Genomic DNA, 18,627 nt, shown 5'->3' with positions numbered 1-18,627 from the left:
CAGTATGTTCGATAAGGCATTCATATCGATTAGATGATCTCTTTAAATTCCAATGTTTCTGCGATGGTGGCGCAGAGACACCTGAGTCAAGCAGCTGCGCAAAATGTTGAGTCACAACGCAACCTAACTTCGGGGTTTCGAATCAACTCGGCGAGCGATGATGCGGCAGGTTTACAGATATCGAATACTCTCCATGTACAAACGAGAGGGCTTGATGTCGCCTTAAGAAATGCGCACGACGCTTTTTCTGTTGCTCAAACAGCGGAGGGAGCATTGCACGAAAGCAGTGACATATTGCAACGCTTACGCTCTCTGGGGCTTCAAGCAGCAAACGGCAGTTATGACTCAAGTGATCGGCAAAGTATTCAATATGAGGTCGTAGCGCTGCAAGATGAGCTTGATCGTGTCGCGATCACGACAACATTTGCGGATAAAAACCTGTTTGATGGATCTTACGGTTCACAAAGTTTCCATATTGGCGCGAACGCTAATTCAATCTCTTTGACGTTACGTAACATGCGTAGCCATATCCCAGAGATGGGAGGGCAGCATTATGTTGGTGATGCGGTCGATAAAGATTGGCGAGTCACTAAAGATAACCAAACCCTAAAAGTCGAATACCAAGACAGTAAAGGGCAAACCCAAACGGAATCCATTGGACTCAAATTGGGTGACCGTATAGAACAGGTCGCCACTTACATCAATGCTCAACAATCGATAGTGAATGCTTCAGTAACGGAAAACAACGAACTGCAATTCTTCGCTTCTACGATGAAGGCGCCAGAGGGTGTGGTTCTCGATGGGAGTTTAGCGGATGAGCTTGATGTGAGCGCTGGTCAATTAGTCACAATGGATGACATCGATATGTCGACGGCAGGTAAGGCGCAGCTTTCAATTGGGGTGATTGATGCAGCAATTAAGTATGTTGATTCGCACCGGAGTGAAATTGGCAGCTTTCAGAACCGTGTAAACGGCTCGATGGATAACTTAAATACTGTGAATCGGAGTGTTACAGAATCCAAGAGTCGAATAAGAGATACAGACTTCGCAAGAGAATCTACGGAAATGGTGCGTTCTCAAGTGCTCCAAGATGCGACAACTGCATTACTCGCTCAAGCGAAGCAAAGGCCGAGCTCAGCACTAGGCTTGCTCAGTTGAACGTGTTTCAGCGATGCACATCGCTCAGAAAAAAGTCAGATAATAAAAAACGCTGCCATTGGCAGCGTTTTTTTCGTGTTCGATTAAGTAAAAATTACTTAGTTACACGTAGAACTGGAGTTTCACCAACAGTTACAGAACCAGAAAGCTTGTTTAGCTCTTTGATTTCGTCCATGTTAGAGATAACAACTGGAGTTAGCGTTGACTTCGCTTTCTCTTCTAGAAGAGCTAGATCGAATTCAATTACAGTGTCGCCAGCTTTAACAGTTTGACCTTCTTCAGCGATACGCGTGAAGCCTTCGCCTTTTAGTTCAACTGTGTCGATACCGAAGTGAACGAAAAGCTCAACACCGTCGTCAGACTCGATAGAGAACGCATGGTTAGTTTCGAAGATCTTACCGATAGTACCGTTTACAGGAGCTACCATTTTGTTGCCTGCTGGCTTGATAGCAATACCGTCACCAACGATTTTCTCAGCGAAAACAACATCTGGCACGTCTTCGATGTTTACAATCTCACCAGAAAGTGGCGCGATGATTTCGATAGCACCAGCGTCAGCGCTGTCATCAGATACAAGCTTCTTAAGTTTGTCAAACAGACCCATTGTGTCATGCTCCTAAGGTTTGGTTTTATTCTGTCGAATTATAGTATACCAATATAGCTCATTAGACGACTTTTTTCGCCGTCTAATGGCCATTAAGTATTGAATTACTTGGTACTACCGATTACTGAGCTTTCTCAGCAATAAACTTTTCTACCACGGCTTCGATTTCTTCTGCTGTCGGTAGAGAAAGGGCTTCTTCAGCCATTGCTTTCACTTCTGCGAAGTTAGAGTTACGAACTACTTTCTTCACTTTAGGGATAGAGATACCGCTCATTGAGAACTCGTCCAGACCCATACCTAGAAGTAGAAGTGTTGCACGCTCGTCACCTGCAAGTTCACCACACATACCAGTCCATTTACCTTCTGCGTGAGAAGCGTCGATAACTTGCTTGATCACTGTAAGTACAGCTGGTGATAGTGGGTTGTATAGGTGAGAAATCATCTCGTTACCACGGTCAACCGCTAGTGTGTACTGAGTTAGGTCGTTTGTACCGATAGAGAAGAAAGACACTTCCTTCGCTAAGTGGTGTGCGATCGCAGCAGCAGCAGGAGTTTCAACCATAACACCGATTTCGATGTTTTCGTCGAACGCGTGGCCTTCAGCGCGTAGCTCTTCTTTGTACTCTTCGATCGCTTTCTTAAGCTCACGGATTTCTTCGACAGAGATGATCATTGGGAACATGATACGCAGTTTGCCGTGTGCAGAAGCACGTAGAATGCCACGTAGCTGATCACGAAGGATTTCACGACGATCCAGACTGATACGTACAGCGCGCCAGCCTAGGAATGGGTTCATCTCTTTTGGAAGATCCATGTATGGGAGATCTTTATCGCCGCCGATATCCATAGTACGGATGATCACAGCTTGACCGTTCATTGCTTCCGCAACTTCTTTGTACGCTTGGTACTGTTCTTCTTCAGTTGGTAGCGCAGTACGGTCCATAAATAGGAATTCAGTACGGTACAGACCAACACCTTCACCGCCGTTACGAAGGATACCGTCACAGTCTTTCACTGTACCGATGTTACCGCAAACTTCTACACGGTGACCGTCAGTCGTTTCTGCGTGTAGGTCTTTCAGTTTCGCTAGCTCTTCTTTTTCAGCTAGGAATGCTGCTTTAACCGCTTTCGCTTCTTCTAGCTCAGCTTCTGATGGGTTAACAACAATCTTGTTGTTCATTGCGTCAAGAATCAGCATGTCGCCATTCTTAACTTTCTTCGTGATGTCGTTAGTACCAACGATAGCTGGAAGCTCAAGTGAGCGAGCCATGATTGAAGTGTGAGATGTACGACCGCCGATATCACAAGCAAAACCAAGCACGTAGTCTAGGTTGATTTGTGCAGTTTCAGATGGCGTTAGGTCGTAAGCAACAAGAATTACTTCTTCGTTGATATCGCTAAGCGAAACAATGTTGATGCCTAGTGCGTTCTTAACAAAACGAGAACCGATATCGCGGATGTCAGTTGCACGCTCTTTTAAGTATTCGTCGTCTAGAGACTCAAGAGCACATGCTTGCTCTTCGATCACTGAGTGGATAGCGTGATCAGCAGTCATCTTGTCGTTTTTGATAAGTGCTAGGATTTCCTCTTCTAGCTCTTCGTCTTCAAGAAGCATGATGTGACCTTCAAAGATCGCTTCTTTTTCTTCGCCAAACGTTTCAAGCGCTTTTTGCTTGATAGTTTCTAGCTGAGCTGCAGATTTGTTACGAGCGTCAAAGAAACGCTGAACTTCAGCTTCTACTTGATCGTCAGAAATAGTGTTTGTGTTTAGGACAATTTCATCTTCTTGAAGTAGTAGTGCTTTACCGATTGCAATACCAGGAGATGCTAGGATGCCTGAAATCATAGCCTTACCTTAAGTTTGGTCAACTTTATAAAACGGGAGAATAATGGGTGCGCTAACGAATAGTTTTAGCTTAGTTTTGAGCCTATTTCCAACGAAGCCATTTTGCTTTCACAAAATGGCTTCTGGAGTAGGAGACCGGATTAGTGTAGTTGGTCCATTAGAGCAACTAGGTGGTCAACTGCTTGCTGAGCTTGTGGGCCTTCAGCAGAAATAGTAACTTGAGTACCTTTTACTAGGCCTAGTGTTTGTAGTTTGAACAGGCTCTTAGCGCTAGCGCTTTTACCGTTAGAAGTCACAGTGATGTCTGCGTCGAATGCTTTTGCTTCTTTAACAAACTGTGCAGCTGGACGAGTGTGAAGGCCGTTTTCTGCTGTGATTTCTACTTGCTTCTCGTACATGTGATATACCCCAATAAATGTATTTTTTTGTTAGTTTGTGACCAGATTTTAGCTTAACTGCTTTACATCTTGTGCGCTAGCACGGGAAGAGTTCAAAGCGCGTCAGTTCTGATACTAGTCAAAAGTTTGGTAACTACGCAACTGTTTGCGTGCGTAATCACTTTGAAACCTTTTTGTGTTCTGCTTCTTTATTTTGAAGCTAGAAATAAAACACCCTGATATTACCAAAGGTAGGGCAGGGATCAACAAAAAAGCCCCTAAACGGGGCTTTTTTAAACTAAAAATTGATTTGAACACATATTATTGTTGGTTCTCTTTTTCGGTAAAGATACCTGCAAAGAGTGCTGTACTTAGGTAACGCTCACCGGAACTTGGCAAGACAGTTACAATTGTTTTTCCTTCAAATTCAGGTAGTTCCGCAAGTCGGTTCGCTGCAACAACCGCTGCGCCAGATGAGATACCAGCTAGGATACCTTCCTCTTCCATTAGGCGACGAGCCATCTCAATCGCTTCTTCTGAGGTAACTTGCTCAACACGGTCAATAATGTCTAAATCGAGGTTACCAGGGATGAAACCAGCACCGATACCTTGAATTTTGTGTGGGGCAGGTTGGATTTCTTCGCCAGCAAGTGCTTGTGCAATAACCGGAGACTCTGCTGGCTCAACTGCAACAGAAGTGATGGCTTTGCCTTTTTCACCTTTGATGTAACGGCTTGTACCTGTGATAGTACCGCCCGTACCAACACCAGCAACGAATACGTCGATTTCACCGTCTGTCGCTTCCCAAATCTCAGGGCCCGTAGTCTTTTCGTGGATTTCTGGGTTCGCTGGGTTGTCAAATTGTTGAAGAAGTAGGTACTTCTCAGGGTTGCTTGCTACGATTTCTTCTGCTTTAGCAATCGCCCCTTTCATGCCTTTCGCCGCTTCAGTCAGCTCAAGGTTCGCGCCTAGTGCTTTTAGTAGCTTACGGCGTTCTAGGCTCATTGATTCAGGCATGGTCAATGTTAGCTTGTAACCGCGAGCAGCCGCTACGAATGCTAGAGCAACACCTGTGTTACCACTGGTAGGTTCTACAAGCTCTACACCTGGCTTAAGAAGCCCCGCTTTCTCTGCTTCCCAAATCATGTTTGCACCGATACGGCACTTAACACTGAAGCTAGGGTTACGCGCTTCAATTTTCGCGAGAACTTTGCCTTTACTTACTTTGTTTAGACGAACGAGAGGTGTATTACCAATAGTAAGAGAGTTATCTTCGTAGATTTTGCTCATAGTGATGTTCCTTCATTACACGTTGTGTGAATATGGATAGAAGAATATGCGGTATGAAAAAAAGGGAAAAGGATTAAAAAGTTATATCTTATTAGGTTGGCCCAGAACTTGATAAAAGAAAAGGGAAAAGCTGGCGCTGATCCCTTTCCTTAATCTCTAATCGACTATCGTTGGTGCTTAAACTCCGCGACCCACATAGCGGTTGCACCACATATTGCTACAGGCATGACAATGAGGTTCAAAATTGGGATCGTCGTAAATACAGACACCAATACCCCAAAGCCATAGGCCTTACCTTGCTTTTGTTTCAATTTGTAACGCATGTCGTTAAATGGGATTTTGTGGTTATCAAACGGGTAGTCACAATATTGAATCGCGAGCATCCAGGCGGTAAAGATAAACCATAAAAATGGTCCTACTGTTTGTCCAAGGGCAGGGATGAGCAATAACAGGAATAGGCCTATTGCTTTAGGTAAAATGTAAAGGAGCTTTCTCCACTCACGAGCTAAAACGCGAGGAACATCTTTCAGGACGGCAGTGAAACCATCATCATTTACTTTTTGTCCCGTTAAGTACTCTTCCACTTTTTCAGCCAAGAGGCCATTGAATGGCGCGGCGATAAAGTTCGCGAGCGTGCTGAAAAAATAGGAGAAGGTAGCGAGTATCGTCAGAGCGAGTAAAGGCCAAAGAATGTAAGTTAACCAGGATAAAAACTCAGGCAGCTGCCCAATCCAGCCTTCTATCCATATATTAAGGTTTGAAAATAGATAGAAGATGGCACCACCTACAAGCAAGATATTTGCAAGTAGAGGTAAGATGACAAAGCGCCTGATTTTAGGGGCAAGTGCCAATTGTATCCCGTATAGAAAATAACCGAACCCGGTTCTCTGCTGATTGTTTTGCTTCATGTCTATTTTGGCTTCGTGTAAATGAAAACTCATTGTACCTGTGAGGACTTTTCTTTCAATGCCCTGACAAATGACGTCTTGTTAAGTGGAATCGTGGCAAGAATCACAACAAAAAACGGAACTTCTTGCATTAAGTTGTTCTAAATCTACATATAGTTTTGGTAAAGTAAACGTATCATTCAGATTTATTGCACTTGGGTTGCTGCTCAAGGAACTGCGAGTAGTAAAAACAAGTATATTGAGAGTAAATAATGCAGGAATTGCGATTCGTACTCATTGTTGTTGGCGCATTAGCCATCGCGGCATTACTGTTTCATGGTTTATGGAGCAGTAAAAAAGAAGGCAAAGCAAAGTTTGGTAACAAGCCACTTGGTAAGCTGGATGTTGACCAAGAAGACAAAAATGATCTTGTTGAGAAAGAACGAGACTTCGCTCCCGCTCCTGAAGATGACTTTGAGATCATTCGCAAAGATCGCAAAGAGCCAGATTTTGGGATGGCGAATTCTTTCGACAACAAGTTTGAATCTGACCCGTTATTCGGTGGTCCATCTGAAGTCAAACAGACGCAGCAGGAGCCGGATGACATCCCTTCATTTGTTGCAGAAAAAGATAAAGAAGAGGACGTTGAGCCTGTTGTTCAAGCACCAGTAGCTGAAGAGCCATTCCAGCCCGCTGTGGAAGTAGACGCTATTCCCGCCGCGTTTGATATTACGGAGAAAGAACAGCAAGTAGAAATTACTAGTGATCCTGTTGTTGCGGAGCCTAAAGAAGAGCCAAAGCCAGAACCTGAAATGCAAGTGATTGTATTGAATGTGCACTGTGCGGGTGAAGAGCCATTTGTTGGTACTGCTTTATTTGAGAGTATGCAACAAAACGGCTTAATTTATGGCGAGATGGATATTTTCCACCGTCATGTCGACTTGTCCGGTAACGGCAAAGTGCTGTTTAGCGTCGCTAATATGATGCACCCTGGTACGTTTGAGCATGCTGATCCTGCTGAGTTTACAACGAAGGGTATTTCATTCTTCATGACATTGCCTTGTTATGGCGAGGCTGAACAGAACTTCAACTTAATGCTTCGAACTGCGCAGCAAATTGCTGATGACTTAGGTGGTAACGTACTTGATGACCAGCGCAACTTAATGACGCCAGATCGTTTAGCATCTTATCGACGTCAAATAGTTGAGTTTACTGCCGCTAACGCATAATCTTAACAGCAAATAATAATAGGGCTCCGGATGGAGCCCTTTTTCTTGGATTTCCCAACCTCACCGATTGAAAATACACGGGGCTTTACTATGTCTGAATCAGTACTTCAGCGACTAGAAGAACTAAAAGAGTCGTTGCATTACCACGCTGTGCGTTACTACGTGGAAGATAACCCAGAGATCCCTGATGCCGAGTACGACCGTTTAATGCGAGAGTTACTGGATATTGAAGCTGAGAACCCTGACTTAATAACCGTAGACTCGCCAAGCCAACGTGTCGGTGGACAACCTCTTTCTGCGTTTAGCCAAGTGACGCATGAAGTACCGATGCTTTCGCTTGATAACGCGTTTGATGATAGTGAACTTGATAGTTTCCACAAGCGCGCACAAGAGCGCGTGGGCAGCCAGAGTGTGAAAGAATACTGTTGTGAGCCTAAATTGGATGGACTCGCCGTAAGTTTGTTATATGAGAATGGCGTGTTAGTTCAGGCGGCCACTCGAGGCGATGGTACTACGGGTGAAAACATAACAGAGAATGTGCGTACGATTAAAGCCATTCCTTTAAAACTCAGGGGTAATGACTGGCCAAATCGTCTTGAAGTTCGTGGTGAAGTCTTTATGCCGAAAACTGGGTTTGAAAAGCTCAATGAATTAGCAAGGAAGAAAGGCGAGAAAATCTTTGTCAATCCACGTAACGCTGCGGCAGGTAGCTTACGACAATTGGATTCACGTATTACGGCTTCTCGTCCGCTTAGCTTCTATGCATACAGTGTAGGCGTGGTGCAAGGCGCAGAATTGGCAGCAAGTCATTACGAACGCTTTTTGCAAATCAAATCTTGGGGGCTGCCAATGTGTCCGGAAACTAAGCGAGTTGAAAGCTTGGCGGATGTAAAAGCTTACTACCAAGATATATTGCAGCGTCGTGATGCCCTCCCTTATGAGATCGATGGTGTCGTTATTAAAATTGACGATATTGCCGTGCAAGAGCGTCTGGGGTTTGTTGCTCGCGCTCCACGTTGGGCGATTGCCTACAAATTCCCAGCTCAGGAAGAAATGACGACACTGAATGAAGTGGAGTTCCAAGTCGGTCGCACTGGTGCGATTACACCTGTTGCTAAACTAGAGCCTGTATTTGTTGGTGGTGTAACGGTAAGTAATGCGACGCTTCATAACGCAGATGAGATAGAACGTCTGCAGGTCAAGATTGGTGATCACGTTGTGATCCGCCGTGCTGGCGATGTTATTCCCCAAGTCGTATCTGTCATCAAAGAGCGTCGACCAGAAACAGCACGAGATATTGTTTTCCCAACTCAGTGTCCTGTTTGTGGTTCGCATGTTGAGCGGATCGAAGGAGAAGCGGTAACACGTTGTATGGGGGGCTTAGTTTGCCAAGCCCAACGCAAACAAGCGCTAAAACACTTTGTTTCTCGTAAAGCGTTAGACGTTGACGGTTTAGGCGATAAAGTGATCGAGCAGCTTGTTGATCGTGAGATGGTGAAAACTCCTGCTGACTTATTTAAGTTATCAGCGGGGATTTTAACCGTACTAGATCGCATGGGGCCAAAGTCTGCGCAGAATATTGTGAATGCGTTAGAAAAATCCAAAGAAACAACTTTACCTCGGTTTTTGTATTCACTGGGGATCCGTGAAGTTGGCGAGGCAACCGCAGCAAACTTAGCAATGCACTTTAAAACGTTGGGAGCGATCCAAAATGCTACCGAAGAGCAGTTGATTGAAGTGCAAGACATCGGTGCTGTGGTTGCTCAACATATTACGACTTTCTTTAGTGAAGAACAGAACCAAGCGGTGGTTAAAGATTTGCTTGAACAAGGAATTCATTGGCCAGAGATTAATACTACTGAGCAGGTGGGGGAATTACCATTAGAAGGTAAAACAGTAGTATTAACGGGAACACTTTCTCAACTGGGGCGTACAGAAGCCAAAGAAGCCCTCCAAGCACTGGGGGCTAAAGTGACGGGTAGTGTTTCTAAGAAAACCGATATTTTGTTTGCTGGTGAAAATGCAGGTTCGAAGCTCGCAAAGGCACAAGAACTGGGTATCGAAATTAAAACAGAACAAGACTTACTCGAATTGATGAATTAAGTCTTCTCAAAAAAGCTAAAAAATAACTAAAAGCCCCGTATGGTAAGCATGCGGGGCTTTTTCTTGCTCATAATTAAGTGTTTTTTTATTGAGTAATTGATGCCTTTGTTCTTTTCAGTGATCAAGATCGAACCTTGGGTTATTGGTTTTTTTGGCTTTTTTAGTCTGCGAGTGACTTCAAGTTGATACTTTCAGGTTAAATTTAAATGTTTGATTTTAAATGATATTTTGTTGAGTTGTGTTGGTGTTGTTAAAAATAAGATCTGGATCAATAAGTTATATGGAACTTTGGAGTGGCTCATATTTTTTTAGAAAAAAAATAAGTTCCATTTGGATGTTTTTAGCTGCGAAGTTAGTCTTAATCACGTGGATACACGGTGTGTATGCAGGAACTAAAAAAAGCCAAATTAGAAATAATGAGGTTTGATCAGGAATTTACTTCTCTCCTTCGGCGGCCAACTAAAGGTGAGATAGAAAAATACAGCTATATCCATTTTTAGGAGTTTTTCCATGGACAAATTTTTTAAGGTTTCAGCGTTAACCGCAGCAATGTTTGGTGTTGTTGCTGTCGCTCCAGCTACAGCGTCTACTGAAAGTGCAGCAGGTGGCGAGTACGTAGAGAAAGTGAACGAATTTATGCAAGACTCAAGTCTAAATGCATTATTCATAGTTGATACTCGTTCACGAACTCGTACAACAGGTAAGCCCGGCGGTGAAAATGGTGACCGTTGGAGTCGTCTAAACTACTCTTCTTACAACGCAATTTTAGACTTCACTTCTGGCTACCACGATGGTTGGGTGGGCGCAGATGTTGCGGCTTACTACTCTGGCGATCTTTACAACGATAGTCTTTACAATTCAAACGAAGGCTACCTATGTAACGAAATCTCAACTTGTAACAACCTAGACTGGGGTGCAGGTGATGGTCAGCAGCTTAAAGTTTACAAAGCAGCGCTGAAATTCAAAGCAAACGAAAACTTTAATGCTCGTTTCGGTATGTTACAGTCTGGTGGTAACGGTACAATCGGTAACGTTTGGAGCTTTGTACCTGGTACTTACCGTGGTTTCGAACTGAACGCTAAACTTGGTGATTTCAACCTAAGCTACTTTGGCGCAGACCAATTTACAGCACCTTGGCTGCTTCACGAAGATGATTACGCACCAGCGCTTTGGTCTGACACTTCATGGAGCTACCTACACTCTCTAGGCCTAAACGGTAACCTAACTGACAGCTTGTTTATGCAACTTGGTTTGGGTCAAGCTACTGGCGTTCAATATGCAAATGGTGTTGACTGGGGTGCAGGTCAAGTAACTAGCTACCACAACGAAACTGACAACACTTCTTACAAGGCTTACTTGAAGTACACTGTTAGTGACCGTACAACTCTAGCATTTGATTTCTACGGTGTTGACGATGATGTGAAATACGATGGTCTAGGTTTCCACACTGGTCTATCTTTGAATCAATCTTTCGGCAAGCTAGCTTGGATGTCTGAGTTGCGCTACACAGACACAGATAACCGTGCGGACTTCGTTCCTCGTACTATTCATACATATGGTATGAACAATGGTACTTGGTCTCAGTGGTGGGACGCGCTATCTGACTGGAACAAAGCGGGTGAGCTAGCATGGTACAACCGTCTATCTTACAACCAAGGTAACGGCTGGAACTACTACCTAGGCTTTGGTTACGGTACTGGCGCTGACTCTGCAGCAAGCGGAGCATCAGGTGACTGGGATTACGAAAGCGAATACGCAGTTAACGCAACAGTATCTTACTCACTACAAAGTGGCGCGCTTAAAGGTTCTACCATTCGTTTACACGGTACAATCCTAGAACGTGATGAGTACGCAGGTGCTGGCGATGCGGATGAAACAGACTTACGTCTACAAGTTCTTATCCCTTACAGCTTCCACTAATACTTAATGAGATAATAAAAGGAGCCGCTAGGCTCCTTTTCTATTTCACTTCTCGGCCGTCGTATATTTTGCAATATAACGGTGGCAACATATGTACATTACCGTTTGGCAACTCACACTTTATCTCTGGGCCTAACGTACGACCACCGGATGCACCATTAGCATGAGTGGTTAACGGAATTATGGCAAAAGATATTACTAATAGACCAGATAAAAATCTCATAATAATCACCTTAATATAAACTTTAAATATCTACGTACTGATATAAACCGTGACTACGCAGAAAGGCAAGGTTGAATAGGGCTCTTATATCAAACTAAGCTCTTACTTCTTTACTATTCCCATTCTCCACCTCTAAATCGACACATTTCACTTGGAATATTCGTAACGTCGCCACTTGGCATCTTACATTCGACTATAGGTCCCAAATTAGTTGTACCGCCGTTTCCGTTGTTGTAGGCAAAGGAAGAAAAAGAAAAAATACCGCACAACATTAAAAAGAGAAGCTTATTCATAGTACATCCTCTTACTTACCAAATAAAAAGCACTCAACTTAAATGCTTATGCGTTAAGTATGTATCCGAGGATAAAAAGATCAAAAAATAATTCAATAAAGTTTTATTTTTTAAAATAAATTTAGATCGATAATTTACCTTGATATATTTCTATCTTATTGATTGTCGTGTGTTGAATAATTAAATAATAGGAAATGGGAGGTAGGGTATTAATAATATTACTAATACTTATTTTTTTCTCGATTTTAATTAAGGTAATGAAATGAAAGCAGTTGTTTAGATTAAAGTAATGGAGCATGATTTGCCCCATTACTTTGGCATAAATTAATTAGAATCAGGCTCAATGATTAAAATAATACCTTCAACATCGGTGATTCTTACGCGGATACCGGCTGGAAGTGCTTGATCCGATTGTGCGGACCATGTGGTATCGGCTACCTTGATGCGATTGAGCCCGACGGAAAAGTCTTCTTCAAGGATAAGAGTACGCCCAATTAACTGCTTGTACTTTTGGTTCAGATCTCTTTCTTGGTCTTCTTGCTTGTCTTTAGACCATTGTCGTCGCCACCAAAGCCAGGTGGTGATTAAGCTGAAGCTTGCAAAGCAAAGCCATTGTAATTGCCAGCTCATTGGCAAAACGGTCATGATTGCTCCAACGATAAGTGCAGACACCCCGAGCCAGAGAAAATACCCTGCGGTACCAAGTAGCTCAACTGCTAAAAGAGCAAAGCCAAACGCTAGCCAATGCCAGAAAGAGATACCTTCCAGCAAACTAAAAAAGTCCATAAATTATTCTTTACCTTGCTGTTTAAACATTTCTGCTATCCCTGCAACCGAGCCCATTAGTCCGGTTGCTTCTAATGGAAGCATAATGATTTTACCATTTTCGGCTTGACCAATGCTCTTGATCGCTTCGGTATAACCCTGTGCAATGAAGTAATTGACGGCTTGCATGTCACCTTTTGCAATGGCTTCGGAAACCATGTAAGTCGCTTTTGCTTCTGCTTGCGCGGCACGCTCACGTGCTTCTGCATGGAGAATAGCAGACTGCTTTTCGCCTTCAGCTTTTAATATCTCTGATTGTTTATGACCTTCGGCCTTTAATATCTCAGCTTGGCGAACCCCTTCTGCTTCAAGAATTTCCGCACGCTTATTACGCTCGGCTTTCATTTGCGCATTCATTGCAGCGGTCAGATCGGCTGGTGGCTGGACATCTTTAATCTCAATTCGTGTGACTTTTACGCCCCAAGGGTTTGTTGCTTGGTCAACAATTGCCAGCAGCTTGGAGTTGATCATGTCACGCTGACTCAGCATTTCGTCCAACTCCATTGAGCCTAAAACGGTACGGATATTGGTGAGAGTTAAATTTCTGATGGCATGTTCCAAATCGTTGACTTCATAAGCCGCTTTGGCAGCATCGATCACTTGAACAAATCCGACAGCGTCAATAACCACGTTAGCGTTATCTTTTGAAATGACCTCTTGCGCAGGAATATCGAGAACGCGCTCCATCATATTTACTTTTTGACCAACTTTATCAACGAATGGAATGATCAAGTTTAAACCCGGCTTTAATGTGTGGGTGTAGCGTCCGAAGCGTTCAACTGTCCAGTTGTTTCCTTGCGGAACCGTTTTAATGGCTGAAGATAAGATAACGACAGCAAGAACGACGAAAATACCGATGGTGATCAGTGAATCAATTGGCATGAGTTATTCCCTTAAGTGCATAATGTTCGATCCATTTTTACCTATTTATAGACAATAGACAATTGAAGTTCTGAGACCTTTGAGAGGTTATTGGTTTTTTATATGACAAAGGCCGGAAACACCGGCCTTTGTCATTGCATGGTTTTATTCTCGCTATTTCGCGGGGTATTCAATCCAACTTGAACCATCAAGAGAAACATAATACTTCCCTTGTACTTCAATCACAGTAGAGCCTGAGTTCTGCGCGACAATTCGTGTTTCTGGTAGGTTCTCTGTCAATATTGAAGGGCTAAACGTCTTACTTTGATAAATGTTTTTATCCAGGATATTCGAAACGAGCTGCGACAATGCCAGATAGCTAGATGGCTCGCTTACGTGTTCGGTGTTGCCCTGACGCTGAATTCCTTCTCCGAAGATTTTAATTCCTACCGGTGTATGAATGATTGTCGGTGCAGGAATTTCTCGCATACCTGAAATTTGCATGCGGTCTCCTCGCATACCACCACCATGTTCTGGTACCAAAGCGACAACGATGTTGCGTTTTGAGGACTCTAAGGTTTTAAAGAACGCGTGGAGGTCATCAAGCAAATTCTTAAGGCGCATTTTGTAGCTAGCAATAGATGTGCTTGAGTTCGCATTGATGATCCTGTTGCCATCATGTAGTGAAATTGAGTTGTAGAGTGCCACGACTTTGTCGTCACTACTGTTAAGTCTTTGCTGCCACCAGTTATCCAATACTTGCTTATCGCGGAAGATCGAAGAGCCATCAAAAGATTTTTGGTAAGGAGTTAAGCCTTCTTGAGACATAAGAGCCCCTTGTAAGTCGCCGTCTTTTTTGATCAATTCAAGGAAGCTATCAAAGACACCATTGTGGTTCATCAGTAAATTTTCTGTGAAGCCTAGTTCTTTCAAACTTTCGAACAAGTAGCACTGCTTTGATGGTGCTGGCTGGAACAGTTGACTGTGTTCTTGTTGACCACAATTGGCTCGTAGCAGACGAATGACAGCAGGCCCACTGTATGACGTAGCGGAGCTAAAATTGTCGAACATGATGTCAAACTCTTTGAACAGAGGATGATCAGCCAGTCCTGCAATTTCGATGTCATCCCACGCGACCGAACAAATACTCAAGAACAGCAAATCAAAAGGAGCATCCATTGCGCTGTTGGTATCGAATGTCACATGTCGGGAAGCTTCTTTAGAAAAGAAATCTGCAGTTAACGTGTTGAGACTGGCATCATTAATTTCCGTTATTTGAGGTTGTTTGCTAGCAGTAACCTCGGTTGTTGGCTGTTGTTGGGCTACTTCTGCAGCCACTGTTGTCTGAGGTTCAGTCGTCATAGGAATACTTATATAGACCATCGCAATAACCACAAAGACCGAAACCCTAACAAACTTGCTCAAAATAAAGTACGCACCACACAAAGCGAGCAATCCGAGTATTGCTTGGAATGATAAAAATCGTCCCAAAAGCTCGACCAGATAACTCGATTCAAACTGCATTAACTGTCCCGCTTGAGCCCAAAGACGGTTTAGAGGAGGTAGGTAAGAATCGTAATGCAAGAGCCACGCTGCGGCGACAAATGAAACGATATGGCGCACCGCATTTAGGCTTTTCATCGAGATAGGAAGCAGGATTAAGATCAACAGCGCAAAGTTTTCCATTGGATGGAAATCGATGATTCCTTGAAAATAGAGCGCTGTTTTTGCGATAAAGTAAATGTTCCACCAGCCCAATCCTATAGTGAGGGGGGTAGAGTCATGAGAATGCGATGTCATTACTTAAGCTTCTTGGTGTTAGTGGCTGATGTATCTAGCTCAAAATAGCGCGAGCGTTTTAAGTGTTTGTGGTAAAAGCGTCGGGTAGCGTTTACTAGGTCACGTAGAAAGTATCCTAGGAGTAGGCCAATACCTGAACTGATACTCACGGTCAGTAAAAAATCGTTAATATTCATGAACGTTCCTTGAGCTCAATGGTTTTTTTCACAGCAAACAAAGGAGGAACATCAACCATAGAATTAATGGCGTTATGGAATATTTTCCTCTCTGTCGCCAGAGCTGAAACGTCGTCGGATATGACGGCTTCATCTTGAACGATGAATTTTAACTCTGTTTCGATATCTAATTGAGTATCAAACGTGTGAGTTGAGTGAAATAAGTCTCTCACTGGGAACTCAAATATATTGTTGAGTGCAATGTCAATATCGCTATGTCGAATAGCACTGAACAAGACATACAGAGCTTTGTTGCAGGCTGTCACAACGTCGCCATCTCTTCGAATATGGCAAAGACGTAAACATTCCTCTGCCGTCATGCCTGGTAATAAGTTCAGCTTGATAAGCGCAAAGTTCACATTTGAGTGTGTTGAGTGGGAAATGACGTCAATACAGTATTGGCTAAAGTCCTGGTTTTGTAAGTAGCCTTTGCTACCAAACTTAAGGTCATACTTTAAGAGCGCCTCTAAACTGTCAGGAATTGGACGCGTAAGCATCTGGCCTTGAATTGCTTCAACCTGAGTCATAAAGCGCATTGGGGGGATTTGCGCGTGAGAAATGAAGTTTGCCCCCGAGCGAAGTAAGAACTTTTCATCTGCATATCTCAGACATTGTTGGGTCTCCCTGACAATAATCTTTAGCTGACGGCCATACGCGGACCTTAAACGGTAGCAATCTAACGCGATCTGTTGAACTTCGCTTTGGTTATCACAGCTGAAAACAATAGTTGAAGAGCGAGGGTTGTTTAACATCGCTATGAGCTCTTGATTACTCTCAGCCATACTCATCCCTTTTGGGGCTTTCTCGCTTTCTCTGAAGGCTCCTCTGCTGATATATATTCTATCACTATCCGATTTGTCTTCCTGTATGGCACGAGGCTGATGCGTTTCGTAAGACGTTGCTTTTAGCTTCTTATCTTTAGTGTTAGAGAGAAGGTATTCGTCTTGGGAAATTACACCGTGTTTATTGGACCAAAAATCCACAAGATAGCAGTAGCGAGCATCATCTAATGATGTCATGGTCGCCAAACCAGCGATGTATCTATTATGAGAAATAAGAATGGGCTTTAATACTGAAGTCGTCAGATGCCCATATATACAAACATTAATAGTGAGTTTTTTATTATTTGCTAGTTCATTTAAGTTTCGTAGGAAAATACTTACAAAATAATCATCACTTGATGATAGTAGTGAATCTGGAACTACTAATATATATGTGGAGAGTTTCTTTATATTTGTTTGGCGAATGTCTTTCACAAGATTTATAGCGTTCGGCGCTTTATTTGTGAATTTGTTGCTAAGAAAGAAACACTGTTCAATATGGAGTGTGGATAACTCATTGAATTTGCATAAGGCTTCATCATTCAATGCAGACAAAAAAGTTTCCTTGTCTGTAAAGCTTGTAAGTGAAGTGTTGTTATTTTCTGGTAGCGTACTGAACAAATAATCAATGACCATTTGCTTATGTGTAAACAAGTTTACATAAACAGAACTTATCTCTTTTTCAGAAGTAATAGCGGATAACCCGGAGATTGCTGACATCAAAAGGCCTTATATTCAATAGTTTACTGTCATTGTGCGTTGTGGCTTACAATCCGCTGTATGCTAATCGTTACAATGTTAACTTTTCTTGGCGACAAGAAAATGACGCCAAGATATTAAACGAAATTGATCAAAAATTAAAATAGTTATAGCATTGCTTCATATGATGTTTATAAGTTTAAATTCAATAATTTTCAAGCCTATGATTTTGCTGTAAATTATTTATTTCACTTATATGTCGTAAATGGATAATTACAATTCACCTTCATAACCCCTGTTTCTGAAGTCAAACATCATTTAGGGATTTATTAATTATGTGAACTAATAAACAGCCCTGTTCACATTCATTAGCATTCTGTAAATATGAGACGCATAGTGCGATGCGTCAATTTCTTAACAATGGAATTTATACTGCAAAGAGTAATTGGCGGGATTGCCATTACCGCAGTTTAAACACCGTTATATTGTGAAAAAATGTTGTGACTGAGTCTGCAAAAGATATTAATTCGATCTACTCTTCTTATAACTTAACTCAACATAAGTATATTGAAACAACAGAAAACGAGTCTTACGTGCAAGCTAAAAATAAGTGGTTGGTCTTTCAAGCCAATGGTGCTCGTAATGCTCTGTTTCAAGTGCGTATTAAGCAGACAGGTTTAGAGACTGAAGCGATATGAAACGCCTTCTTTTTGTTAGTTTAAAAGGTGGTTGTGGCTCAACGACCGTCGCTGCGAACTTGGCACAAGCATTAGTTAAGATAAACAAACAGGTACTGGCCATTGAGGTGGTGCCTAACAGTTTACTGCAAACTCATCTTGGCTTGCCGCAGGAAGAGAAAGATGGCTGGGCGAAACAACTTCTTTCAGATAAACCTTGGATCCAGGCTGGTTATGAAAGCCCACAAGGTGCACTTTTTTTACCGTTTGGCCATCTGAATTCTGAGCAGTTAAAAGCGTTTTTTAACGAGCGTTCTCACTACCTGTCAATGCTAGGTGAAATGACGTTGCAAGTGAGCGAAAACCGTGGTGAGCAGTGGCTGCTTTTTCACGCCGACTTAGCAGAGCTTACTGATCCTGAAGTGCGATCTTTTGTCGACTCAATGGATATGATTGTGGTGGTGGTAACGGCAGACGCCCTGAGTTATCTCACTCTTCAATCTTGGCTACAACATGAAGAGCTATCGAGATTGCTTCGCTCTGACAAATTACGTTTTTTGGTGAATAAGTATCAGCCAGAAACCGAAATTGGTCGTGATTTCATGTTGGTGCTGAAAAAGGAACTTAGCGAATCCTTGATTCCTGTTTCGATTCATCGAGATACGGCATTGCTTGAATGTGTGGCAAACCTGACGACCGTTCAACACTATTCGCCATCGAGCCAAGCCGCAAAAGATTTTCAGTCTTTTGCTTTTTGGTGTGTATCAGCGTTATCAAGCGCTCAGGACCAAAGCTAATT

The 18,627-nt window shown here is 42.8% G+C and carries 16 protein-coding genes; 5 read left to right on the top strand and 11 right to left on the bottom strand.

Features of this window, described 5'->3' with window-relative positions; genetic code table 11:
• Positions 1-33 precede the first annotated feature (33 nt).
• Positions 34-1,158: a flagellin gene (locus tag NL626_RS03850; RefSeq protein WP_005382040.1), complete on the top strand. Its 1,125-nt coding sequence runs from the start codon at positions 34-36 to the stop codon at positions 1,156-1,158.
• 94 nt (positions 1,159-1,252) lie between these two features.
• Here the strand turns inward: NL626_RS03850 and crr are convergent, their stop codons facing one another.
• From crr to cysZ, 5 genes are all read right to left on the bottom strand, one after another.
• The gene (crr, locus tag NL626_RS03845; RefSeq protein WP_005382041.1) at positions 1,253-1,762 is read right to left on the bottom strand and encodes a PTS glucose transporter subunit IIA; all 510 of its coding nucleotides are present in this window, start codon (positions 1,760-1,762) and stop codon (positions 1,253-1,255) included.
• Positions 1,763-1,883: 121 nt separating this feature from the next.
• Positions 1,884-3,608 carry a phosphoenolpyruvate-protein phosphotransferase PtsI gene (gene ptsI, locus NL626_RS03840; protein ID WP_005389298.1) on the bottom strand — a complete coding sequence of 575 codons (1,725 nt, stop codon included), beginning with the start codon at positions 3,606-3,608 and terminating at the stop codon, positions 1,884-1,886.
• A gap of 140 nt (positions 3,609-3,748) precedes the next feature.
• Positions 3,749-4,006 (bottom strand): HPr family phosphocarrier protein, encoded by a 258-nt coding sequence (locus tag NL626_RS03835; protein WP_005382043.1) that lies wholly within the window; start codon positions 4,004-4,006, stop codon positions 3,749-3,751.
• Positions 4,007-4,306: 300 nt separating this feature from the next.
• Complete coding sequence (cysK, locus tag NL626_RS03830) at positions 4,307-5,275, bottom strand: cysteine synthase A (RefSeq protein ID WP_005382045.1); 969 nt, start codon at positions 5,273-5,275, stop codon at positions 4,307-4,309.
• A 164-nt stretch (positions 5,276-5,439) separates the two neighbouring features.
• Positions 5,440-6,183 carry a sulfate transporter CysZ gene (gene cysZ, locus NL626_RS03825; protein WP_025998633.1) on the bottom strand — a complete coding sequence of 248 codons (744 nt, stop codon included), beginning with the start codon at positions 6,181-6,183 and terminating at the stop codon, positions 5,440-5,442.
• A gap of 251 nt (positions 6,184-6,434) precedes the next feature.
• Between cysZ and zipA the strand changes: the two genes are divergently transcribed.
• The 3 genes from zipA (at position 6,435) to NL626_RS03810 (ending at position 11,414) form a co-directional block, all read left to right on the top strand.
• The gene (gene zipA / locus NL626_RS03820) at positions 6,435-7,391 is read left to right on the top strand and encodes a cell division protein ZipA (protein WP_253657010.1); all 957 of its coding nucleotides are present in this window, start codon (positions 6,435-6,437) and stop codon (positions 7,389-7,391) included.
• 90 nt (positions 7,392-7,481) lie between these two features.
• Positions 7,482-9,494, top strand: coding sequence for an NAD-dependent DNA ligase LigA (gene ligA / locus NL626_RS03815; RefSeq protein ID WP_213893627.1), 2,013 nt, complete (start codon positions 7,482-7,484; stop codon positions 9,492-9,494).
• A gap of 510 nt (positions 9,495-10,004) precedes the next feature.
• A complete protein-coding gene (locus NL626_RS03810) occupies positions 10,005-11,414 on the top strand; it encodes a porin (RefSeq protein ID WP_154204773.1) in 1,410 nt (469 codons plus the stop codon).
• A 40-nt stretch (positions 11,415-11,454) separates the two neighbouring features.
• On the opposite strand, the gene NL626_RS03805 is transcribed toward NL626_RS03810, so the two are convergent.
• The 6 genes from NL626_RS03805 to bcsE form a co-directional block, all read right to left on the bottom strand.
• Positions 11,455-11,637, bottom strand: coding sequence for a hypothetical protein (locus tag NL626_RS03805; RefSeq protein WP_021707681.1), 183 nt, complete (start codon positions 11,635-11,637; stop codon positions 11,455-11,457).
• A gap of 617 nt (positions 11,638-12,254) precedes the next feature.
• Positions 12,255-12,716 carry an NfeD family protein gene (locus NL626_RS03800; protein WP_253657009.1) on the bottom strand — a complete coding sequence of 154 codons (462 nt, stop codon included), beginning with the start codon at positions 12,714-12,716 and terminating at the stop codon, positions 12,255-12,257.
• Positions 12,717-12,719: 3 nt separating this feature from the next.
• Positions 12,720-13,637, bottom strand: a complete 918-nt coding sequence (locus NL626_RS03795; RefSeq protein WP_047102903.1) for an SPFH domain-containing protein — start codon at positions 13,635-13,637, stop codon at positions 12,720-12,722.
• Between the two features lie 153 nt (positions 13,638-13,790).
• Positions 13,791-15,416 (bottom strand): cellulose biosynthesis protein BcsG, encoded by a 1,626-nt coding sequence (bcsG, locus tag NL626_RS03790; protein WP_253657008.1) that lies wholly within the window; start codon positions 15,414-15,416, stop codon positions 13,791-13,793.
• Complete coding sequence (locus tag NL626_RS03785) at positions 15,416-15,592, bottom strand: hypothetical protein (RefSeq protein WP_191116321.1); 177 nt, start codon at positions 15,590-15,592, stop codon at positions 15,416-15,418. Before NL626_RS03785 ends, bcsG begins: the two co-directional genes overlap by 1 nt.
• A complete protein-coding gene (bcsE, locus tag NL626_RS03780) occupies positions 15,589-17,172 on the bottom strand; it encodes a cellulose biosynthesis protein BcsE (protein ID WP_253657007.1) in 1,584 nt (527 codons plus the stop codon). The genes NL626_RS03785 and bcsE overlap by 4 nt, the downstream gene beginning before the upstream one ends.
• A gap of 673 nt (positions 17,173-17,845) precedes the next feature.
• Here bcsE and bcsQ point away from each other — a divergent pair.
• Positions 17,846-18,625, top strand: a complete 780-nt coding sequence (bcsQ, locus tag NL626_RS03775) for a cellulose biosynthesis protein BcsQ (protein WP_253657006.1) — start codon at positions 17,846-17,848, stop codon at positions 18,623-18,625.
• The last annotated feature ends 2 nt before the right edge of the window (positions 18,626-18,627 follow it).

It is taken from the genome of Vibrio sp. Y58_MX_L22 (assembly GCF_024181865.1).
Taxonomy (GTDB): Bacteria; Pseudomonadota; Gammaproteobacteria; order Enterobacterales; family Vibrionaceae; genus Vibrio; species Vibrio alginolyticus.
This window is presented reverse-complemented; position numbering and strand designations above follow the sequence as displayed.